The organism is Salinigranum halophilum (assembly GCF_007004735.1).
Lineage (GTDB): Archaea > Halobacteriota > Halobacteria > Halobacteriales > Haloferacaceae > Salinigranum > Salinigranum halophilum.
Map to the genome: position 1 here is coordinate 257,032 of NZ_SSNL01000006.1, position 22,792 is coordinate 279,823.

Consider the following 22,792-nt stretch of genomic DNA (forward strand, 5'->3'; position numbering starts at 1 on the left):
CCGCGATCAGACAATCTGCTCCTCTAACGTGTCTCGATGCGACCGGATGGTTGGTGGAGTGACGCTCGCCACCTCCGCGACGTCCGCCTGCGTCAGCCATTGTCCCTCCTCGCGACCCGCCTTGTACAGACAGGCCGCTGCGAAACCTGACGGGTTGACACCCGATGCGACGCCTGACGATTCTGACTGTTCAGCCAAGCTCCGCGCTCGCTGTCGGATGTCCACCGGAACATCGAGTGCTGACGCGAACCGGGGGACGAACTCACTCGGGCGAACCGGCTGAGTCGGGAGCCCAAGTTCTGTATTCAGGGTCTTGTACGCATTCGCGACGCTCGATTGTTCGACGCGTGCTGTGTCGACGACGTCGTCGACGACCTCTACACCTATCTCGACACCAGCGGTGCCCAGCGGACGTCTCGACTTCCCGAGTGGGAGGACTTCCTAGAACTCGCCGAGGAGTACGAGGTGGCGCCATGAGGGCGTGCTTTGATCGCTCAAACGGGGGATGCTGAGCGGTCACAAATCCTCGTACGATGCGTCTCCTTCTATCCCATCCCTCAGCTACGATTCGAAACCAGGTCTTCGATGAACCGGAACCCGTTCACGAACGTCACCGAGTCACCGTACCCCTCACTCGCGAGTACGGTCTCAGCCCCCTCTCCAGCCGCAATGTCGGTCGTGTAGATGTACACCTCGGCCGCCGTCCCCGCGCTGAGGTGCTGGGCAGCTAGCGCAGTGAGGGCGGGGTCCGCTCGTTCAACCTCGTCAGCAGGGCGGTCGTCGGCGTTCGCGATATACCGCTGGACACCGTCCATCACCCGCGAGACGATCGGTTCGGAGAACTCCAGCGGTGACGCAACCGTCGCCCAACCCTCGTCGTTCACGTCGTCGACGGGCGGGGCTTCGATATCGGGGTCGTCGACGGTCAGCTCCTCGTACACCCGTTCGGGGAGGACGAAGGTGACGTCGTTTCGGCGGGCGAATCGCCGAACAGCTTGGTAGCGGCTGTTCGAGGGCTGGCCCATCGCGACGAATAGCCCGGTGTCGGCGATGTGGAGCCGGCTCACGTGTCGTCAGTGCCGTTGCCGATGTCCAACTCACCGAGCCCTGCCCCAGCCTCCTCGAAATCGTAGTGCTCGTGGACGACGGGCCGGAGCGCTTGCAGAATCATCTCCGCGGCCAGCGGTGAGATGTCGAGGTCCTCCGCCATCAGTCGGTGGGTCACCTCGCCGCGTTCGCGGGCGACAGCGTATGTGAGCGCCGTCGCGAGTCCGGCGACGCCGTGGCGGTCGATGTAGGTGTCGATGTCAGAGTTCGTCTCCCGGCGGCCCACCGCGTCGATGAGTGCCGGCGTGATCGTGTACTCGCGGTCGCCGGCAGTCGTCGTCACGGTCAGGTCGATTGCGCGGGCGGCGTACTGCCGGGGCTGTTCGTCTTGTGTAACTTCGACGACGCCGGTGTCGACGAGCCGGTTCACGTAGCTGTATGCCGTTCCCTGGGCGAGGTCGAGGTCCTCCATCACGTCCTGGACGGTCGCCTCCCCCTCCTGGGCGAGATACGCGTACAGCTGAGCTAGCTGTGGCTTTTCCAGCAAGTCCGCGACCGAGAGGAAGTCACGGACGATGTCGCCGTCGGCGCGCTTTGAGGTGCGCGACATGGGCCGTTCTTGATTACAGTTTACAGCAAATCAGTAAAAAGTGTTTTGGGTCACTCTGCCGGCGTTGTGACGAGGTGTTCCTCGAGGTCGCGTGTCCAGTACGTTGCGGGGCCGCCGGGACTACATCTCGCACACAGCTGTAGTGGGCCTTCTAGGTGGCCGAATTCGACACGGAACCGGGTGAGGGCTGCAAGTGCGTCGACGACGAGCCCGCACCCGTCGCAGGCGGAATGGTCACGCTCGTCGGGATCGAGATTCGACTGGATCGCGCAGTCGACGCAGATCGGGTGTGTGACTTGTTCGTCTTTTCCCCAGGTATGTGCCTCCCCCACGTCTGTACCGGGAACCGAATCGCAGAAGGCACAGCCAGCAAGTGTCTGTTGCATCACGCTCCTCCCTCGTCGGTGTCGCGAGCAAAGCGAGGCGCGACGAAGTAGTGCCTCGATAGCGAACGGCGACCAGTGGGAGCCATGAGCAAGCAGCAGCGGTCCAGCCTCGATGGAAGACCGCGAGTTGGAGTATCGAGTCGAATGTCTCGTCACTTGGCTCGTGGACGAGAACGCGTTCGTTGGGGATGGGACTGACGACGTCGTCGTCGACGAGGGCACTGACCAGAGAATGGGCTCTCCTCTCGTCGATATCCGCTACCGCCACGCGGACAGCAACTTGATCCTGTGCGACGAGTTCTGCTTCAAACCGTTCGTGGTCGGCTGATGCATCGTCGAGTGCGTCTGTACCGGGCATAGGAATCACGTCGGCGCGAATTGACGCGCCTCGGTCTCTCAGGCGCGGACAAACTGCTCGCTGTTACGTGCTTAACCAACGCTGCAGGGGGGTATGATTCTGTGTTGGTTAATTCGCGGCGGCGTGACAAAATCGTTGGTGTGCTGGTCTGGACGCTCCTCCCGCTGGTCGTCGGCTATCTCGGGTTCCGCCGGGCCGACCTGAGCTAGTCGGTCTTGACGGGCTGTCTATTCGGGTCCAGAGAACCGACGCTGGCATCAGATTCTCGGGCGACAGAGATAACCATCTCACTTGATATGTTCCGTCTGCGTAGGAGGGGACGTGACTACCGATGACGTTCGACGGACTCGACAGACAGAAGCTGGGATACCTTGGACGATTCACGCTGGTCCACGTGCTCGCGTACATCCTCGTCGGGGCTGCGTTCCTGAGTATCCAGAACGCAATCCCCGCTGCTGACCGGGTCGCGATCGACTTCTTCGAACCGTACCGCCCGGTCGAGATCACTGTGCTCGGCTGGGAACTCGTTCGCGGTGCCCTGCTCGCGGTCGTACTCTCTCCCTTCTACGGCGACATCCTCGGGAGAGACCGGGGCTGGTTGGTCCTCTTCACCACGGTGCTCGGTCTGACGATCGTCGGGTCCGTCGAACCGAGGGCGGGGTCGATCGAGGGCGTCCTGTACACGGAGACGACGGCGGTCGCCCACCTCGCCGTCCTCGGAGCCAGTGTCGTCCAGGTCGGACTGCTCACCGGCGCGTTCTTCTGGTGGGAACGGCGGGCGACTACGGACGTCTCGGGAGAGCGACGGAACTCCCTGGTCGACCGCGAGGTTCGCGGAGCGATCCCGAAGTACGTCGGCCGTTTCACCGTCGTGCACGTCGTGACGTACTTTCTGGCCGGCATCGCGTTCTTCGAGTTGCAGGATTACGAGACCGCGTTCGCGACGATGGAGGCGTTCGAGCTCTACCGGCCTCTCGATGGAGCAGTGGGCATCTTCGTGTTCCCGACGCAGATCATCCGTGGAGCGTTCCTCGCCGCTTTGCTCGTCCCCTTCTACTCGACCATCTTCCGTAGCGACCGGGGCTGGCTCTACCTGTTCGGATTGTTCCTGGGTATGACGCTGTTCGGCGCGCCTAACTTGCTCCAGGAGTTCGTCGAAACGCTGGCGTCCGGCTCGCTCGCGGAGGCGTTCGTGGGGACTGCCGAGGTCACCGTGCAGATGGCCGTGTTCTCACTCCTCCTCTGGTGGTGGGAACGGCGGTCGCTCGCCCGTCGCGACCGCACCGCGAGCGAAGGGGGGCGTAATGCACGCTTGTTCCAGTTATAGTCCAAACGCGTGTCGGATTAGACGTACGACGGTCGCTCAGCGTATTCGATGGGATCGTGTTCCTCGAGATTCTGGAAAGCCTGCAGACGGAACGCACAGGAGTCACACGTCCCACAGGCGGGTTCCTCTTCTCGGTAACATGACCACGTGTGTTCGTAGGGGACCCCAAGTTCGAGCCCTCGCTCGGCGATGTCCGTTTTCGTCCACTCGACGAACGGTGCGACCAGGGAAATATCCGTCTCGGGTTTCGTTCCGACGTCGATTACCTGCTGGAACGCCTCGAAAAAGGCCGGGCGGCAATCAGGATATCCTGCGAAGTCTTCCGAATGAGCGCCGATGAAGATGGCTGATGCGTCGTGTGCCTCCGCGTAGGACGTCGCCATCGACAGGAGATTTGCGTTCCTGAACGGAACGTACGACGTGGGGATTTCTTCGTTGTCCATATCCGCGTCGTCGACCTCGATATCCTCATCAGTCAGTGATGAGGCACCGATTCTGGCGAGGTGCTCGGTCTCGATATGGAGGAAGTCATCGGCATCGACGACGTCTGCGAGTTTCTGCGCTGACTCGAACTCCTTATCTTCGGTTCGTTGTCCGTACGACGTGTGGAGGAAGAGGGGATCGTATCCACTCTCGATTGCTTCGTACACAGCTGTCGCACTATCCATTCCGCCTGAAACGAGAATCACCGCCTTGTCGTGTTCGCTCATATGTTTGAGTCGTTATCGATTGCTCGTTCGAACTGCTGTACAACGGTCTCCGAGACGTCTCCAGAGACTGATCGTGTGGTCGTCGTCGTCGATCGCTCGACGCCTCGCATCGCCTCACAGAGATGGGTCGCTGAAATCTCAACGACGACACCGACGGCACCGAGTTCGTCGTAGAGACCAGTCGCGATATCACGCGTCAGTGACTCTTGCATCGTCAGCTGACGAGACTGCCAGCGGACGTACCGTGGTAGTTTCGAGAGTCCAACGACTTCGCCATCGGGGACATAGGCGACGTGGGCAACGCCATGATACGGAAGAAGGTGGTGCTCACAGAGACTGTACAACGGAATCCCGGTCTTGACTACTGGATTCGACTCTTCGACGGGGAACGTTCTGAGTGTCGGCTTTGCCGCTGTGCGAGTCCCTTCGGTCAGTGTCTCGAATGTCTGTGGGACCCGACGCGCCCACGTGTCATGGAGTTCCTCACGCTCTGGGTCCGCTCCGACGGCTTCCAAGAGGAGTTTGGTTCCCTCTTGTGCTTTCTGCCAGTCGATCTCCGTTCCATCGGGTGCTCGCTGACTCTGCTTCGTCTTCCCGTTTGTTTCACCCGTCATGAATCACGTCCCCGGAGCGTCGTTCCACAGGTCGACATGCAAGCGTGGCGTGTACCGATATCCGTACTCGAGTGCGAGCTCTGCGGTCAACTCGCGGGTTTCGGACAGACGTTCTCGAGTCATCCCCTCAGGCATCAATAAGACGTCTTCGTTCCGAATCGAGGCAGTACTCACCTCTCGGAGTTCTTCAACGAGTGACTCGATCTCGTCCATGTCCTCGCGGTCAGTGACGACGAACTTCAGCTGGAAGTCATAGGCCTCAACGAGAGCCGCAAGCGCGTCGTAATCCAGTCGGTCCCGTTCGTGTCGTTCATCCCAGACGCCGATATCGGTGTCGCCGCCCGCAGGGGGTCGTTCTTCCGTCGGGGTCGACGAGGCGAGTTTCGGACTAATCGAAGCGAGATCCATCGGGACGTCGCGGAAGACGGTCCCGTTCGTCTCGACCGTGATGTGGTAGCCTTCCCGATTGAGTGTCTCCAGCAGACTGTCGACTCGGTCATGCATCATCGGCTCTCCGCCGGTAAGAACGACATGTTCACTCTCGTGTTCGGTCGCCTGTGAGACGACCTCGTCGATATCGAGCCAGCCGTGTGTTGGCTCCCACGACGTGTGATACGAGTCACAGAACCAGCATCGGAGGTTACACCCCGACGTCCGGATGAACGTGCTCGGGACCCCAGCCAATTTCCCCTCACCCTGCAGCGAGTGGAATATCTCGTTGATAGGGAGTGTGTCGTCCCCCTGCTCGACAGGGCGAGAGACTGACCCCGAGTCCGAATTGACAGGCATAAAATCAGATACCCGAACAGAGTTCGTGCGTCTCGGCGACTTCGACAGAGACGTCGGAGATGTTGTCTGGGAGCGATTCGAGTATCCGATGTTCGAGAACGACTGCCATTACCTCTGCAGTCGGTGGATGCTGAAGAACGACGACAGCATCGCCGTCTCCCGACTGTTCGAACGCGTCGATGAGTGGATCACCCGCTTCGAGGAGGAATCGATGATCCCACTCGTCGATGATGCTCGTGATATCTCCTTTGTCGACAACCCACCCTTCCTCAGTGAGTTCGCCAGTCACAGTGACTGCAATCTCGTAGTTGTGGCCGTGCGGTCGAGCGCACTTGCCGTCGTGGTGCTGGATACGATGCCCAGAACTGATCCGTATCGGACGATCACGGCCCACGTGGAGGGTCCGCTCGCCCGCCTCAGATAATGGCGAGTGAGACGAATCAGTTTCTTCGAGTACTCTCTGAGTCATACTCGGATATTCTTCAGGTCGTATTAAAATGATGCGCTTCGGAGTGAAAGTGAACAGCATCGACCCTCAGCCCGTTAGCGATGGTTTCCACAGAACGTGATACAGTTTGAGTGCAGTACCAAACTCTAATTCGCCGAAACGGCACCTGTCACTCAGACCGACACACGACAGGCCCACGATTCCCTTCTTCGGTTGTGGCACTGATCTCGCAGTGAAAATACTCCCCTTGTGGATACATGATGAATCGGTCTTCGTCATCGTTTTCGACACGACCGACTCCCGAGATAGACCACTCTGCATCCTCAACCCCGTGCCATGTGAAATATTCTTGTTCGTCAGAGACGGCAAAATCGAGCGTTCCGGTCCCACTGCCGAGAATGTGCTCGACCTGGTCGAGTACGATATCATCGGTAATGACAGCCATAGCATGAGATACTGCGCCATCGCATTTAATTGTAGAGACGAGTTCTACTCTCGTTTGAGAGGATTCATTACCCCGAGCAAGGTATGATGGGCCGGTGAATATCTAGCTGTGAGGTTCTACGTGCCCGAGTGGGATGATGCAGTCGACGCTCACTATGATTTCGAGCACGACGAGCTCTCTGAACTCGACCGTGACAATCGAGAACTCAACTACATCTGGGATATCTTCGGACCTGAAACGACGCCGATCGATGGGGTTCTGATCTCACGCGAACAGGTCGAAACCTCGGACCGGAAGTTTGCGCGACTCACATCTGATGGCGTCTACGAAGATGACGTTCTCTCGGTCCCCGACTGGTTGCCGACAATCAGTGACTGCGGTGCATGGGGCTACAAATCGCTCCCCTTCCCGCCGTACGGGAACAAAGAGATGCTCGACTTTTACGACGAGCTGCAAGTGACGACAGGGGTGACAATCGATCACCTCGTGTTGGGATCGGGAAAGGACATGGGGCGGTTGTATCTCGATAAACGCGCCTTCGGTGACGGCTTCAAACAGTCTGATATCCCTGATTCGGTGACTGATGTGGTCGACGTTATGATTGATGAGTGGCCTGACGAGTGGCCACCGTATGTGGACAAGTATGAACCATCGATCCGGACTTCACGTGACGAGGACGTACCGCCGTTCACGCGAGAAGATTTTGAGGGGGATGTCGAGACGGTGCTATCGTGTCTCGATGACGATTCGCGGGCGGTCTATCGTGAGGACGACAAGCAGTTCCGATACGACCTGACCCTTCGGAACGCTCGCGAGATGTATGACCTGTATCAAAACGGGCCCGACTCATCTCCAGAGAAAGACTATCGCTTCCGTCTCATGGTCGCAATCCAGGGATGGGATACCGAATCGTATCGGACTGCCGCGTCGGAGGTACTCGACTTGGGGTACGATTATCTCGGGATCGGTGGCGTTGCTGGGAGCCCGATCCACGAAGTCCGAAAGATTGTGAAGGGAGTCGGAAAGACGATCAAGGAATTCGAACGCACTAGGACGACACGGGTTGACTCACACGTGTTCGGCTTCGCAAAAACCGAAGCTTTCGAAACGATCGGACGCTCGGGGATGACCAGTTTCGACAGTGCCAGCATGCTCCGCTCTGCGTGGACGGGTGGAGAAAATTACCGATTGGACACTGAGGAGCGGTATGATGCGATTCGTGTTCGGTATTCGTCACCGGGAGATAATCTCTCTGAAGCGATCGAAAAGTCACTTCGCGGTCGAGAAACACTTGTTGCCCTTCGGGCGTATGCCGCAGAAGAGTCGATTAGCGATGCACTACGGGATTGGGAACATACGGCTGAAAAGGTTCTTCCGGAAACTCGGCAGTTCCTTCGCAACCATCGACACGACACATGTTACGATGAATCGCGCCTTCGAGACGTCGAGACAGCACTCAGAGAACGGTTGACGCCCGCAAGAGAACTCCAAGCGAGTTTCAGTGACGACCTTCGTGGAAAACTCATCAAACTCCTCCGTGCGGATGACCCCGAAGATTCACTCCCGTTCGCGGAGTACGAAGAACTTCTCGATCAGGCGGAGTCGATATTCGAGTCGTTCCCACGGATGCAAGACGAACTCGAGGGGATGGAGTCGGCCACACCGTTAGAGCAGGTCTGGACCGTCGTCAAAGACTACGCAGAATGGATTGGTGACGAAGACCTCCTCGAAGAGTACTACGAAACCTTGGCTGCACGCCCGTGGGAGAAATGTGACTGCCGTATCTGTGGGGATACCGAAGATCCTACCCAGGGCCATGGAATCGAAGTGTGTATCTTCCGCGGGAACGACCGAAACCGGCGACGGGGATTCCACAACACCAAACGGTTCTACGACCAGTTTGCCGAGGCGCTCCCGAAGATCCTAGTCGTCTCTCGTGGAACTGACGACATCAATCAGTACGAGAGGGTCCAAGAGTACCTCGCGGCCGAACAACCGGAGTTCTGGTCGCATATTCACGACCTGCCAGTCGCTGAGATCGGTGTAGTAGACAAAGAGGGCGTTCGAGAGTGGTGGACAGACACCGATACGTCCGGTACTCCGAATCCACCGATAGAAAGCCTCACAGAGCATGCCCAACGGTACCAGCACCTTTTCGTCCATACTCCCACCCAGCAGGGACTCAGTGACGAAACCCGAACCACTATCGAAGAGACTGGATGTGATGTGACGGAACTTTCGGAGGCAACTGCACTCCGAGAAACTGTCCTCGAAGCCTGTGGTGACAACTACGCGGTCGGTCGTGACTTTCTCCCCCATCCGCCCGAAATCGAAACAAAAGACGGACTTGATGTACTGGTCATCGATCAGTGTTCGGGATCGAAAAACGTCCCAGAGACAGCACCGGTTTTCGGCGCCGAAGAGACACTCAAACACTCACGAAAAGAACTCCTCAACCGGGAGAACGTCCTTGGTATCGAAGCGCGCGACCTCTATGCGGGGCGTCAGCAAGAGTATATCACCAACGCAGTTCGGCAGTTGCGGAGAGCTCACGATGTCGACCGGTATTTCATCAGTGCAGGGTTCGGACTCGTCAAAGAAGACGAGAAACTTCCCCCGTATGAGGTGACGTTCAGTTCGATGAAGGTCTCTGAAATCAGAGACCGATCCGAGCGGTTGCACATCAAACAGGACGTCCAGCGATTGGTACACGAGTCGTCCTACGACGTCGTATTCTTCACTCTCGGAAAAGACTACTACACGAGCATCGATATCGACGAGATGGTTCAGCAGGTCCCAGCGAATCGGATCGGTGTCGTGTTCAATCGCGAACTTGTCGAAGAGCAGTTCGAAAATATCGTCTCTGTCCCTGCACGCACCGAAGACGCGAAGAACCACGGGACCATCGTTATTGGCCTCAAGGGGCGGTACATGGAACACTTTGCTCGTCGGGTCGACGCCGTGGACACCCTTACACCCGCACGAATCGAAGAGCTCTGTCGCCGAATCGACGAGGAGCCAACACAAACCGGGTTCGGGTCTGAAGACGAAGACCAAACGAACGGCAACGACGAGAGTACCTCATCAGAGACACTGACTGATGAGAGCACTACAATCGGCCCACAGGCGGTCTACGATGCGTTGGTCGGCCTCTCAGAACTCTCTGCAGAGACGTATCGTGAACTCGAATTTGATGAACTAACTGAGCTCCTGGCTGCGTTCGGTATCGATTCGAGCACCGTCACCAACCTCGGTGATGACGCGTATCTGGTTCAACCCGAAGGACCACACGCCACGGACTTTGTCGTGCTGTGTGGAACAGCTGTATCGACAACTGCAGCCGGAGAAGGGCCGGTCCGTGCTAAGGAGACACCCCTCCCTGTACTGGCAGAGAAGGCCAGCGACGACGAGAGATTTCGAGAACTCGAGAATCCGCTCTTCTTAGACGTCAACTCGAACCAAGTCGCGGTGTACAGCGATCGGTATCAGCAGGTAATCTATCTACATGACCGTACAGGAGACTGGGAGCCCGTCGCTGCGCAAGTCCCACTGTCGATCGAGGTGGCCACAGAGCTCTATGAGGTATTCAGTCCACTGGAATCTCGAGTCTCCCAGACGCAGTTAGAATCGTTCTAATTCAGCGCCCCGACCTGTTCTGAGCGTCATCCTAGATAAAGCATGGTATAGCCTAGCAGACGTGTCAATACATATCAAATAGTTATTAATACTCCCCGAGCCTGTTGAAGCTCGTCGTTCGATGCTCTATCGCCAACGGACCCTCGAGACGCCACACGGTGACCTGGAGACACCCGTACTGTTTCCAGTCAGCAACGTGGGAAAGCGATCCTCAGATAACACACCTGCTTACGCTGATCAGATACCCGATCTGCGGACAGCGATGGTCAACGCCCGAGCGATTCGTCAACGCGAACCGCAGTGGGAACGGTTACTGGACGGGTCTTCCCTCCGCCAAGAAATGGGGGTCCCAGACGACACCATCGTGTTTGCAGATAGCGGTGGGTTCGACTTCCACACCGAAACGCTCGATACGACGCCAGAGAAAACATTAGAAACGCAAATTCGAATCGATGCAGACGTGTTCGGAACCGTCGACCTCCCCCTCTCGCGGGAAGATCGACAGGCCAAAAATCAACGACGCATCAATGAGAGTATCCAGTACGCGTTGGCCGCGAGTGACGCGCACGAGGGTGATTCACTCTTGTTCGCAAGCGTTCACGGTCACGACCCAGAGACGGTCCGTAATTCGATTCGCTATCTCGACCGACACGGTGATTTCGATGGGTTCGCACTCGGGAGTCTCGTCCCGATTCGGACCGATTACCGAAAAACGACGAAACTGATTCTCGCCGCTCGATTGGCGACGGACAAACCGCTCCACGTCTATGGGTTGGGTGGATTGGTGTATCAACCGCTCCTCTTATATCTAGGAGTCGACACATTCGACTCGTCGTCGTTCATTCGGAGTGCGGGAAATCGGAACTACTTGATTCCAGGGTTCGGGGGTCGGGAGATGCACCGGATAGAGGGGTTGGAGTACTTGCCCTGTCCATGTCCGGTGTGTGGGCCGCGCACTACTGAAGCGGTTCGCGCCGACCGCAACCTCCTCGTCCAGCACAACCTCTGGGCACTCACCATCGAACTCAGGCGGTTTCGATATATGATCGCCGCCGGTGAGGATATCGAGTCATATCTCGAATTAAGATTTCAGGGGAACGATGTGACCCACCGTGCGTATCGAATGGCCAAACAACAAGTCCGGAGGCTTGCGTGAGCGAACGGCCCACCGTTCGACCGGTCACTCTTGGTCGCCTCGTCGAACTTACCCACGCATGTGAGCACGATCCGCAGACAACCGACGATATTGAGACTCGACTCGACGTCTCTCGACGAAGAGCACGCGAGACGCTTCTCGAAGCGATCCGACTCGACTTGGTCGATGAACTCGAAGATGGTGACGTCCTTCGGTACACGACGACCGACATCGGCCTTGAGTTCCTCAACGCAATTCGAGAAGAAGCGTGGGACGGTGTCAGCAGTCTGCTTGAAGCCCACAGTCCCCACTACCACGCCTTCCTCGAAGTGCTACGCGATATCGGCCCGGCGGAACTCGAACTCGTGTTAGCCGAACTAACGCACCGTGAATCGGCATCGAACCGAACGTACAACCAGACGAGCATCGAAATCCTGAGTGACTGGGGAGAGCGACTGCAAGCAGTTCAGCGGAACGCTTTCACCGGAAGCTACTACGTCATCAACGACTGGTCTGCGCCGACTGCGTTCGCGGATGAACTCCTCAGCGTCTACGACGACCTCGAACAGACCGCTGGCGTCAATCTCCGACAGCGATATCTATCGATCCCAAAACTCCGAGAACACTTCTGTGAGCGGACGGGTTGCTCGCGGGAGTCGTTCGACAAGTCCCTTATAGAGTTGGTCAGCCAGAATATCGGCTCACTTGAGCTGTCGGGAGCCCCTATCGATACGGGAGCAAAGGACGCACTCCTCGGAATCAAATCAATTGCACTGAGCGACAGTGACGGGTTGGTTTCGACGACGCAGTCAACAGCACAGATTATGACCGGTGTCGAACAGTACGGAAAACAGTTCTACTACCTCGCGGTGCACGAGCGAGACATCACCTACACCCCCAACCACAACCCATGAGTAATACCCAGTTCACCATCACCGACCAGCAGCGAGACTACTCCCAGTTCGGTCTCTCGGAAAATCCGTTCCCGTACAGCCCAGTCCCGGATGATGATCCAGCCGTCTACTGCGGGCAAGAACATGCGACCAGAGAGATCAGCGAGACCGTCTCGACGGTCCTCAGTACAGGAAAATCGAAGCACCTCGTCATCACCGCGAAGTATGGGAATGGAAAGTCACATACCCTCAAATACACGCGGTCACTCATCCGTGACCGATCGGATGTGATTGTTGGGTACGTTGCACAACCGGGTGAGGGGTTTCACGACATCTACCAGGAGTTCATTTACGACCTCGGCTTCGACCGGATTCAGCGGTTGGCCTACGAGTATCTCGCGGTCTTGTCCTGTGAGGTGACAGAGTTCGAACCGACCGGCCCGGACGAGATGCAACGGCTCATTGATGACGGCGAGATACTGCTGTCGGAGTTAATCCCCGAAGCGATTCGTCGACTGAACGAAATTACGGCGTTCGCCGACTTTGCTCGCGCGATGCTTCACATGGTGTATGAGGATACAAACCTCTACGCATGGCAGTGGCTCACCGCTGATGGCATTCGGTACGAACAGCGAAAACAGATGGAGATACACAGCGCACTCGACGATGACACGTCGAGTGTTCGAGCCTTTACTGCGCTGAAGAACTTGGTGGTCGAACTCGGATACACCGGTATTTTCCTCTTCATCGACGAGTTTGAGAGCATCTCTCGTCTGAGTCCGAAAGACAAGCAAACGACGCTCAATAGCATCCGTCATCTGATGGATCAGAACAGCCATGGCCTGTGTGTTCTCTTCGGGTGTGCCCCAGAGGTCTGGCAGGACGTCATGAGTGAATATCACGCCTTCTCTGAACGCATCGGCAAAGAGGTCGCGTTGAAACCACTCTCCGATGAGAACCTCAGATACCTGGTCCGGAGTTATCTCGAACTCGCCCGTGAGAGTGGTGAGGAAACGCTCGCCCCCTTTGGAGAAGACGGGCTGAACGTTGTGTTACAATACTCACAAGGGAACATCAGACAGGCACTGTCTATCTGCAGTCAGACACTGGATCAAGCGGTCGAACAGGACCTCGACGTGATTGATGCGGCGTTTGTCGAAGCACAGATATCGAATCGGAGCTAATATCCCTGTTGGACCCCCGGGGTGACCAGTTTTATATATCAAGGCAGGGAGTTGCGAGACGTTGAGACAGACTGTCTTACTCCCCGATGGCGGCGGTACGCAATCCTTCGAGTCGCTGCTACGAGACTGCAAGGAAACACTGCGGAGCGCACGAAACACGCAGTCACAACTTGCTGATTTCGAGACACCGCCTTCCAGGCTGTTGGACGCACTTTCTGAGTGTGAGCACGAGTATAAAGAACTCGACGGAGAGATAAATATCGGAGAAACCGAACGGCAGACTGTGGGGCAGGTGGCGACGCGCCTCGAACTGATCGAAGCGGTTTTTACAGCATACCTCTCGTATCACGAATCTCTCGTCGCCCATGATGCCGAACTCTATCAGACATGGCGAACTGGCCTTGACGAGTTGGCGGCGTCGACGACGCGTCTCAGTGCAATCGACGGCGTCGAAAGGCAGTGGACGGCCGTCGAGAAACTCGCATCGAAGGGGCGATTCGCCCAACTCGCAACGAATGACCGATTCAATCTGTCGTTGCTCGATAGCGCCCTCCGCGAAGCCGACAGCGCATATCGAACCACAGTCGAGACCGATCCCTACAGGGAGTACTGCCGGACGATCGGGACCGAGCACCGACGTGCCTGTATCGAGCTACTCAATGAACTCACGGAAGACAATCCGGCGAAAGTAGAGTTCGGGTCGACGCTCTCGACGTGTGCTGATCTGCTCGACGCAACAGCGGTCGAAAAGACACGAGAGGGGATGGAGGGCCTCGCGATGACACGCTACAGCATCAACCGAGCTGTGGCACGCCAAGAGACAGCACAAACCCTGGTGACAGAACTGGAGTCGACGCTTGCAGGCGAGAAACGAGCCGAAGTCGACACTGAGGCGTTGTCGGAGCGTGCCGCATGCGGCGACATGGATGCCGTTCAAGCGGCCGTCGTCGACGTCGTTGGGGCGGCAGTCACGAGACCACCAGAAGACCAACTCCGACGACAACTCTCCGCAGCAGATGGCAGTCTCCTCGCCGTGATGAACGAGTACGGACAGTCACTCGCGGACATACAGCCGCTTCTCCAGACGATGCTTGAACGAAACGAAATCAGTGACATAACGGTACAGTTCGATGAGTGAACACGCCGGGACCGATATCCCAACTGAGGAGGTAATCGACCGAGCGTGGTCGACGTTCAAGGACGCCGAGGCGTTCGAAACGGTTCGATCGCGTGTGCTGAAAGCCGTCGACGAGGAGTGCCGCAAGCAACTCAACGCCGGCGATTACGACCCCACAGTCGCTCTCGCGACAGTCTTCGAGGCGTTCGAAGGCGGATATTACGACGCGGACGAGAGTGTCGACAGTACGGATTACGTCGGAGAACTCCTGGAAGAAACCGACCTGTTCTTGGACGTCCTCGATTACAGCGAACAGCGTCTCAAGCGACTCCTCTGTACGCGGTTGGTGGAGCAACTCGACAGAAACGACGAACTGCTCTATGTATACGACAGACAGCGCGTCCGGGGTCGTGTCGCCGAGATGGCGCGGTATTTCGCACTTATGCGCCAGCGGATTACGGCCGACACCGATTTCGAGTTCACACCGAGTCTGGTGAAGATGGTGAAGATGGACGTGCTCGACCGGCAGCAACCCATCTTCGGTGCGGATCGACCCGAGGCGGACTCCTTTCAGACGCCGCTCCGAGAGATTAACTCGAAAGTATCCGAGGAGACCACCCGCCCAGCGTTCGAGCTTGAACAGACACTCGGCGACGAGTGGCGGACGGCGGTCCAAGAGACACTTGAGACGTTCAAGCAGTTCTTACAGGACGGTCTTCCCGACGAGTTCGACTCGCTGGCCCGCTATCAATCAGCGTCGTTCAGTAGTCTATATCTCGACGCAGTCACAGCCAACACCGAAGGGAGTGACTCTCATTCGAACGTCATCACCGCAAGTACCGGTGGGGGAAAGACGGAGGCGTTCATGTTTCCAGCGCTTGCGTACTGCATCACGGCTTGGAAGGCAGGAATCAGCGGGAACAACGCCGTCTTCACGTATCCACGACGAGACCTCTGTAACAACCAGTTTCGCCGCGTCGTCAAGTACGCGTTCATGCTCAATCGGCAACTCGGGTGCGCAGACGAGGACGTTCATGAGGCACCCATCTCTGTCTCACTACAACACGGTGGTCGAAAGTCGATCGAGGTACCGTGTCCGTATGACTCCTGTAGTGGGACCCTTCGGCCGCCGAAAAAGCCCAACAGTGACAAACACGATGACGGACCACTGCACTGCAGTCGGCATGACGATCACGTCCTTGCGTTTGTGACGACGGATCGCAAAAGCGCTGCAGACGTCATCGTCACGACACAAAATTCGCTTCACATCCGACTGATGGATCTTTATGGGGCCGATGCCTACTGGAATGCTGAATTCCCGACCAAATTCGTCGTCATCGACGAGGTCCACGTTTACACCGAGCAAGCCGGTATGCACGTTGCGAACGTTATTCGGCGATTCAAACAGGCGCTAAGGAAACAACAACGCCGTCAACAGCCGACACTAGTCGCTTCGAGTGCGACGATCAACAACGCCGAAGAATTCACGAAGAAGATATTCGATACAGAGACTGCAGCACACATCACACCGGCTGCAAACGAACTTGAGACGACTGGTCGCGAATACATAATTTTCGTCAAAGCAACCGAGCCCAGGGACGTCGCGATACCTGTCGGGGACTCCGTGTTCAAGCCACGAGACGAGTGGGAGGATATCACTCGATCGACGGCATCGAATCTCTCGTGTATGATTCAGGTGGCGTTTGGGTTTTATCATACGATGCGGAAAGAGCGGACTGGGAGTCGGCCTGGACTGGATGTGGACAAAGACAAGATTCTGGGCTTTGTCGATTCTATCGACTCGGTCAGTCGACTCGGTGGTAAAGTACAGGAAGCAGAGCGCGAAAACGGATTGTACAAGCTCCGCCGCCCAGATGCCGTCTTATCCGGGGAAGGAACGAATCCCGACTGTCCGAAAGAGCAGTTCCAATCCGCCGCCGATGAAGAAACTGGAGAGCGTGCGGTCTGTGACCCGCTCCCGCCGAATCCACACCTGAACTCCTGTCCGGTCTACGAAGCCGGTGAGTGTTGGTGGACGATGCGGAGTCGGTTAGACCTCAAGGAGATGCGCGTCGCGATTCACAAAAGTGGGACCACGAGTCGACCAGATTCAGATGAGAATCCCGGCGACGAATGGGAAGAGATGATCTCGACCAGCGCGCTCGAAGTCGGATTCGACCATCCGAGTATCATCGGCACCTTCCAGTATCGAGCTCCAAGAAACGTGCCCGGATTCGTCCAGCGGAAAGGACGGGGCGGTCGCGACTCAGACGACAAACCTGTGACCGTTGCCGTGTTAGGTTCGACGTCGACGGACGCGTACTACTTCCACCACTCGGAGTATCTGAGCAACCCTGGCGAGAAGCATATGACAATCCCACTCGACCAGAACAACCGCTTCATTCGTCGTGAACATATGACTGCGGCCGTCTTCGACTACTTCAATCTGCACGAGTCCGTGGACTCGATTCGGATCTATCGAGGCGGGTACAACAGTGGGCCGGATATCGATCAACTCCAAGCGGAGTTGGAGTATCGCCGTGAGGAATTGGCTGACTGGCTGCGGTCGGTGTTTGCCACGAGTGACAGCGGCGAGTTGAACGAAGAAGTTGAACTCGTCCTCGACAATCTTGAAACGTACGCCCAGTCGCTGTCAGAGCCAATCGCTCCAGAGCACGACGAGACGCCATACTGGAAGTTTTTCAACTCCGTCGTCGACGAAACGGGCAATGCTGGTCGGAACACGCGTCTGGATGACCTTCTCGAGACACTGATAGAGGGAGGAAGTACATGACGAAGCGCTCGTTGAGCAGGGAGGAGAGAATCGGCCGTCTCGAAGGGATCAACCGCCATCTCGAAGACCTACAGGGCAAGAATTACAGTTGGCTCCACCTGCCGAATATCTTCGCTCATGACCCGGTTGCCGAAGAACCGTTCGTCCTGTCGAGTAGTTTTATCCCCGAAAGTATCGGTGGGTCGGTCAGCGTTGTCGAGACCGAGGACGGTGAAGTGCTCGCACAGGAGAACCTCAATCAGATGCTCTCGAACTTCCTCCCCGGTGGGTACAAACAGCGGTGGAAACGGTTCGACCTCTGGCAGGGGGATTGGCGAGTTATTCACGATGGCACTGGCGTCGTGAACGTCCAACCGATGTTCGAGGTAAAAGAGACGAGCTGGCTCTCCGAAGAAATCGGTGATGTTGGAGCCGAACAGTACACCGGACTCGAACTCGACCCCGACGAAGTCCTGGTGTACATCCCTCGGACGATACGGGTGAAACAACTCCAAAAGCGAAACGTCGAATACTACTGGTCGGTGGACTATCAAGTCGTCACTGCGGGAGGGGAACCACCGGGGAAATACCTCCGTCTTGGTGATTCCGACCCGACGACGAACTACCTCTGGTTCAAGCATCTCGTCTCCGAGCGTGACGGAACACCGTTAGCCCTCGCACCGACGAACGACATTGTCGTCGACGGAACGTATCTTCTGGACGTGGAGTTCCTCCGCTGCTACTACACGTCACTGTTGACGCTCTACGAGAAGGACACGAACAAGACGCTCTCGCGAACGATCAGATATCGGCATGGGACGGGTGGACCTCCTGCATTCGTCGGGAGTCGCGAGAAGAGCCAGGCACTTCTCTTCGATCTGCAGCGAGAGACAATCCGTGAGCGAATCGCGACCGTACTCGATGACTCGGAGCCACTGAAACGCGATCTGCAGTTTGCGTTCCTCTATCGACTCGTCTGGGACCACCTCTTTTTCGAGGCACAAGGCGAGATTCTGGATCACGTCTACGAGGTGGGGCCCTTCGTCGATCACCTTCGAGCAGTCGACTATCGGAGTAAACTCCGAAAGCCGGCTGGTAACGGAGTATTCGACGAATCTCTCGAGGATATCGAGGTGACATTGGGCGAACTGCTTTCGGACGAGGCGGAGACACGACTCACACAGATGGGGTATGCGTCAGTCGATGAGTCACATATTTTTGACGTCATCCACACCTATGAGGGGATCGTCGAAGAACTCCTCAAGAAAGTCGATGACGAGGCTGCTCTCCTCGACTTTGCCGAGGAAGTGTTCGTCCATTCGGCTGAGCATGCACTCTCTGCGTGGGCGACAGAGGAGACAGCAGCTGGTGTCGATTTCGAGTTATGGTACGACGTTAATTTCCAGGCCACGGAGACAGAGACAACGCCCGTGGGAGTCTATGACTCGATTCAGGGGGGCTCCGGGATTGCAGATGAAATCCATGAGCGATTGCTCGAGACGCCAGATATCGACCTCGATACCGCAATCGAACGACAAGGTGAGTGTCACACTGCCGTCACAGATCGCATCGTCATCGAATTGCTCGGAGACGCGGATTCACAGTTCCTCTTCGAGGAGTTTTGGGAGCACCGACAACGGTTCGAAGACCGCCTTGACCAAGTCATCTCCTCGGCAATCGGCGCCGAAGTCGATGCCTACAACGAGTCCGACCTCCTCTTACACGTCGGAAATCGGATTCGGACGCTGTTGGAGACGCGCGAACTCGCCCGATTCAACACCTACGTCGCTGGTGAATACGAGGGAGTCGCAGAGACGATCGACCGAACACCTCGAGCTGTCGATCTCGTACTCCATCTCGACCAGCATTACTTCAGAGACCCGCGAATCAGATCGACGTACGAGCAGTTCACCGATGCGTCGAGTCGTCGTGACCTTTCGGAACTCGCAGAACGTGTCGGTGAGCTCACCATGCAGTGTGTGACTGCCTGCCCGGACTGTCTCGAAGTCGATACGCCAACGTGTATTCACGGCATGAAATATCAGTCACAACTACTCAATCGCAAGTTGCTCCAAGCGGTGATCGAATGATATACGACCTCGCTGAGGTCGCTGCGAAGTACGACTCACTGAGCGGTTCAGAAATCACGGTTCGGTGTCGTGTTCAGAGCGATCCGCGGTCGGGTCCTGCACACGGTCAGAAGACCCTGTATGTAATCGACGATCCGACCGGGTCGATGCCACACGAGGGGTTGTTGTCGTTCTGGACGAGCGAACCGGACATTCCCAACGTTACCCGAACCGAACCGTACGTCATCTCTGCAATCGGGGAGACAGAACCTGGAGCGCCACCGGCGACACTTCGACGCGGTGAGACCGTCTTGGTCCGAGGGATTCCGAATCTCCTCACCTCGGATGGGCAGTCGAAGCTGTACATCAACGTGACGACGGCGGTTATTCGAGCGCCAGACATTCGAATCGGAAAGAGTGAGATGCGCGTCCGCGAGCAGTGTTCCCGCGAGTACTACCTCTCGTTCGTCAAGAAGGTGTACTCGGGACGAAAGCGCCTGAACGGGGCGATGCTGCGTGGGCAAATCGTTCATAAAGCGATCGAGAAAGGACTGGACGAACAGCTCGACCGATTTCGCGATGATGGGTGGGGCGCGTCGAATACGAGGCAGTTCGTCGACCAGATCGTCGACGAGCAGTTCTCGCTTGAGTTGGCGAAACTCGTCGCTGCCGGGATCGGAAAAAGCCCTGTCGAAGACGCGAAATCACTCACGGAGACACTGTTTCAGGACGCGGAGTTTCAACGGCGACTCACAGCCGCATCGAATCCGCAGACTGAGCGCGAACTCCCCGTCGCGTACGGATACCGTGGTGACGTCGACCTCGTCCTCGATGGTGTACCGTACGAACTCAAGACGACGCACAATCCAAGCCCGAAGATACGTGAGAAACACGAATTCCAGCTGAAACTGTATCTGTTAGTCTTGTTGCTCGAGCGATTAGATCGTGGGGACTCGCTCGCCGATGAGTTAGCCAACAGTGTCGAGGGCTATCTGCTCTACCCGAACACCGATAATGATGAGGGGGTGCGATTCGTGCGCGTTACCCTCCAAGAGGACGATATATCGACACTTATGAGATTTCGAAACGCGGTCGCAGACGCTCGGACGACGTTCGGCGTCCCATCCCCATACAACAAAGACTGTGACGGGTGTCGCCACCGGACCGAGACGAAACTTGGCGATGCAACACTGCCGTCACCGTGTAAGTACCACTGTCAGACCGAGCGCCGGTGGTCATGCTACAATATCGAACAAAACGGAGCAGTGACGTCAGACTGTTCACTGTTTGCAGAGTGTGAACAACGCTTCGAGTTCATCGATTCGGAGAAAAATGATCATTACAACCGTCTCCGAAAGGCACTCCGGACTGAACACGAGGCGCGAACCACAGCCGGGAATTTAATCGAGCGACTGGACGAGTCCACACTGACACGTAGTGGCCGGTTGATAACGGGGGCCTCCCTCTCAGGCGCTCAGTCACCGTCGGTGGCGATCTTCGGCTGGACCGAAGACACGATACCGGCGTTTGTCCCAGGTGACGAGCTTACTGTCATCCCAGAAACCCCTGGAGAAACCGCCGAATATGCAACGTATCGTGGACACGGCGATGGCGAGCTCTATCTGGAGTTCGCTCCGAAAATTCCCACTCGGTTCATCCGTGACGATGTCTCGTTCAGTATCTCATATCGGTTCAACGCCGACACAGTCTCTCGGAAGTACCTCCCGTATCTCGATTATGCCCAACGACGCGACACCAACCCACGGTTCAATCACGATGCGGCTGCGACATCGACGACACAACAGCCGGATGTACTCACTGATACAGCAGACATCTCCAGTTCTCTCACTGCGAATACGGAACTGTTCGTCGACGTTCCGGTCCGGGCGGACCGTCATACTGTCGTCGAAGAACTCATCTACGAACTCCTCACTGCACAATACTTCGACCTCGAGGATGAACCGGTTACCAGTGCTGGACGACGGACCCTCGTTCTCACAGGCAACCCACAGCAGCTAGCGGCAGTCGAAGACACAACGCCCGCAGGAAACCATTACCGACTGGACGGCCGAACGGGAGGCGAGAAGACGATCGATCCGACGGATTCGTTCCACGAGATACAAACACAGTTACTCAATTCACGATCGCTACTCTCGACGATACAGTACGCCCTCGAATCGGAGACGTTTCACACACTCAGAGAAGGTGGCTTCGGGAACCGAGATCACTCCGACCGCTTTTTCGACGTCCTCGTCTTGCTTGGGGCCGAGCAACTCACCGAACCGGAGTATCTCTTCGTGAATGACTTGGCAGATAGAGTCGTTTCGATCGGCGATCGGCGCCATGGTGGTCCGACGATGCTCAGCCCGGCAGCTCGTAACGAAGGGCTCGCAGAATCGTATTTCGCCTGGGGGCACTCGAGGTATCAGTCAGTCCCGGCGTCGGAGGCGACGAGTCTCTCGTTCGGTGGTCACGGGAACACGTTCCTCGAGGAGTTGTATCCAGACACGACTTGGGAGCCACATGAAACCTCGTTCACCTTTTTACCGGTGAGTGGGACAGACGCGACGGACTTAGACACGCTCGAACTACACGCGTCGGTCCGTGCAGAGTCAGGGGATGCCCATCAGTTCGTCTTCGATACGACACATACGACGGCGAATCCGTACGAGGTTCAGGCATCATTCATCGAGCGAACCCAACTCGATGACGAAGCGTTCGTTCAGGGCGAGGTATATCTTATCGACGACCACTCACTGCACCTCGTCGAAAAGGAGCGACTCGCAGACGAAGAGACCGCGTCTCACAAGATCATCATTCAGGCAGAAGCCGAAGAAGTCTCAGCCCTCACCGAGAGCTTTCTGTACAACCGTCAAGAGGCAGGCGTCGTGGCATCGGTTGTCGCCGAGTCCAACCCAGACGTCGTCGTTACCCCCTTTGCCGCCCAGGCAAACGCGATCCAATCACAACTGGTCGATCGCGGATTGGAGGTGCCTGTGATGCTGGCAGACCAACTCAATGGGACGCGATACGACAGCGCAATCGTGAGTTTCGCCGTCGCAAACGACATCAATGTCCTTCGCCCACCACTGACCGAACCAGGAACGCTGTACCAACTGCTGAGTTGTGCGGACGATATCGTGCTCGTGGGAGACCGTGAGACAGTTGGATCCAAAGACCTGCTGAAACGCCTGCTTGAAGAGGAAGCGGCAGAGTACGTCTCACCGATGTAATCGAGACGAGTCGATTAT

The 22,792-nt window shown here is 56.9% G+C and carries 18 protein-coding genes and 2 pseudogenes; 11 read left to right on the top strand and 9 right to left on the bottom strand.

Going from position 1 to position 22,792, the window contains the following annotated elements; all coding sequences use genetic code 11:
• Positions 1–6 precede the first annotated feature (6 nt).
• Positions 7–372: pseudogene (locus E6N53_RS16590) on the bottom strand (transcription initiation factor IIB family protein); the annotation flags it as partial.
• Here E6N53_RS16590 and E6N53_RS21120 point away from each other — a divergent pair.
• A pseudogene (locus E6N53_RS21120) lies at positions 355–477 on the top strand (transcriptional regulator TrmB); the annotation flags it as partial. The pseudogenes E6N53_RS16590 and E6N53_RS21120 sit on opposite strands and share 18 nt — an antisense overlap.
• 80 nt (positions 478–557) lie before the next feature.
• Here E6N53_RS21120 and E6N53_RS16595 read toward each other — a convergent pair.
• The 3 genes from E6N53_RS16595 to E6N53_RS16605 are packed head-to-tail and all read right to left on the bottom strand — an operon-like array spanning position 558 to position 2,043.
• Positions 558–1,067, bottom strand: a complete 510-nt coding sequence (locus E6N53_RS16595) for a PIN domain-containing protein (RefSeq protein WP_142860624.1) — start codon at positions 1,065–1,067, stop codon at positions 558–560.
• A complete protein-coding gene (locus tag E6N53_RS16600) occupies positions 1,064–1,657 on the bottom strand; it encodes a DUF7437 domain-containing protein (RefSeq protein ID WP_142860625.1) in 594 nt (197 codons plus the stop codon). The genes E6N53_RS16595 and E6N53_RS16600 overlap by 4 nt, the downstream gene beginning before the upstream one ends.
• 50 nt (positions 1,658–1,707) lie before the next feature.
• Complete coding sequence (locus E6N53_RS16605) at positions 1,708–2,043, bottom strand: DUF7558 family protein (RefSeq protein ID WP_142860626.1); 336 nt, start codon at positions 2,041–2,043, stop codon at positions 1,708–1,710.
• 112 nt (positions 2,044–2,155) lie between these two features.
• Between E6N53_RS16605 and E6N53_RS21665 the strand changes: the two genes are divergently transcribed.
• Together E6N53_RS21665 and E6N53_RS16615 are read left to right on the top strand one after the other, a co-directional pair.
• Positions 2,156–2,371, top strand: a complete 216-nt coding sequence (locus E6N53_RS21665; protein ID WP_142860627.1) for a hypothetical protein — start codon at positions 2,156–2,158, stop codon at positions 2,369–2,371.
• Positions 2,372–2,732: 361 nt separating this feature from the next.
• Positions 2,733–3,728, top strand: coding sequence for a hypothetical protein (locus E6N53_RS16615; RefSeq protein WP_142860628.1), 996 nt, complete (start codon positions 2,733–2,735; stop codon positions 3,726–3,728).
• A 17-nt stretch (positions 3,729–3,745) separates the two neighbouring features.
• Here the strand turns inward: E6N53_RS16615 and queC are convergent, their stop codons facing one another.
• The 5 genes from queC to E6N53_RS16640 form a co-directional block, all read right to left on the bottom strand.
• Complete coding sequence (gene queC, locus E6N53_RS16620; protein ID WP_142860629.1) at positions 3,746–4,438, bottom strand: 7-cyano-7-deazaguanine synthase QueC; 693 nt, start codon at positions 4,436–4,438, stop codon at positions 3,746–3,748.
• Positions 4,435–5,052: a GTP cyclohydrolase I gene (folE, locus tag E6N53_RS16625; protein WP_142860630.1), complete on the bottom strand. Its 618-nt coding sequence runs from the start codon at positions 5,050–5,052 to the stop codon at positions 4,435–4,437. Before folE ends, queC begins: the two co-directional genes overlap by 4 nt.
• Positions 5,053–5,055: 3 nt before the next feature.
• The gene (locus E6N53_RS16630; protein ID WP_142860631.1) at positions 5,056–5,841 is read right to left on the bottom strand and encodes a 7-carboxy-7-deazaguanine synthase QueE; all 786 of its coding nucleotides are present in this window, start codon (positions 5,839–5,841) and stop codon (positions 5,056–5,058) included.
• 4 nt (positions 5,842–5,845) lie between these two features.
• The gene (locus tag E6N53_RS16635; protein WP_142860632.1) at positions 5,846–6,310 is read right to left on the bottom strand and encodes a 6-pyruvoyl trahydropterin synthase family protein; all 465 of its coding nucleotides are present in this window, start codon (positions 6,308–6,310) and stop codon (positions 5,846–5,848) included.
• 148 nt (positions 6,311–6,458) lie between these two features.
• The gene (locus tag E6N53_RS16640; protein WP_142860633.1) at positions 6,459–6,734 is read right to left on the bottom strand and encodes a hypothetical protein; all 276 of its coding nucleotides are present in this window, start codon (positions 6,732–6,734) and stop codon (positions 6,459–6,461) included.
• Between the two features lie 108 nt (positions 6,735–6,842).
• Between E6N53_RS16640 and E6N53_RS16645 the strand changes: the two genes are divergently transcribed.
• The 8 genes from E6N53_RS16645 to E6N53_RS16680 all read left to right on the top strand — a co-directional run bounded on the left by E6N53_RS16645 (position 6,843) and on the right by E6N53_RS16680 (position 22,774).
• Positions 6,843–10,370: a DUF6884 domain-containing protein gene (locus tag E6N53_RS16645; protein ID WP_236642387.1), complete on the top strand. Its 3,528-nt coding sequence runs from the start codon at positions 6,843–6,845 to the stop codon at positions 10,368–10,370.
• A gap of 121 nt (positions 10,371–10,491) precedes the next feature.
• Positions 10,492–11,526, top strand: coding sequence for a tRNA-guanine transglycosylase (locus E6N53_RS16650; protein ID WP_142860634.1), 1,035 nt, complete (start codon positions 10,492–10,494; stop codon positions 11,524–11,526).
• Positions 11,523–12,419, top strand: coding sequence for a hypothetical protein (locus E6N53_RS16655; RefSeq protein ID WP_142860635.1), 897 nt, complete (start codon positions 11,523–11,525; stop codon positions 12,417–12,419). Before E6N53_RS16650 ends, E6N53_RS16655 begins: the two co-directional genes overlap by 4 nt.
• The gene (locus E6N53_RS16660) at positions 12,416–13,582 is read left to right on the top strand and encodes a BREX system ATP-binding domain-containing protein (RefSeq protein WP_142860636.1); all 1,167 of its coding nucleotides are present in this window, start codon (positions 12,416–12,418) and stop codon (positions 13,580–13,582) included. The genes E6N53_RS16655 and E6N53_RS16660 overlap by 4 nt, the downstream gene beginning before the upstream one ends.
• A 61-nt stretch (positions 13,583–13,643) precedes the next feature.
• Positions 13,644–14,720 carry a hypothetical protein gene (locus tag E6N53_RS16665; RefSeq protein WP_142860637.1) on the top strand — a complete coding sequence of 359 codons (1,077 nt, stop codon included), beginning with the start codon at positions 13,644–13,646 and terminating at the stop codon, positions 14,718–14,720.
• Positions 14,713–17,493: a DEAD/DEAH box helicase gene (locus tag E6N53_RS16670; RefSeq protein WP_142860638.1), complete on the top strand. Its 2,781-nt coding sequence runs from the start codon at positions 14,713–14,715 to the stop codon at positions 17,491–17,493. The genes E6N53_RS16665 and E6N53_RS16670 overlap by 8 nt, the downstream gene beginning before the upstream one ends.
• Positions 17,490–19,562 carry a hypothetical protein gene (locus E6N53_RS16675; RefSeq protein ID WP_142860639.1) on the top strand — a complete coding sequence of 691 codons (2,073 nt, stop codon included), beginning with the start codon at positions 17,490–17,492 and terminating at the stop codon, positions 19,560–19,562. The genes E6N53_RS16670 and E6N53_RS16675 overlap by 4 nt, the downstream gene beginning before the upstream one ends.
• Positions 19,559–22,774 (top strand): PD-(D/E)XK nuclease family protein, encoded by a 3,216-nt coding sequence (locus E6N53_RS16680; RefSeq protein ID WP_142860640.1) that lies wholly within the window; start codon positions 19,559–19,561, stop codon positions 22,772–22,774. Before E6N53_RS16675 ends, E6N53_RS16680 begins: the two co-directional genes overlap by 4 nt.
• Positions 22,775–22,792: the final 18 nt, after the last annotated feature.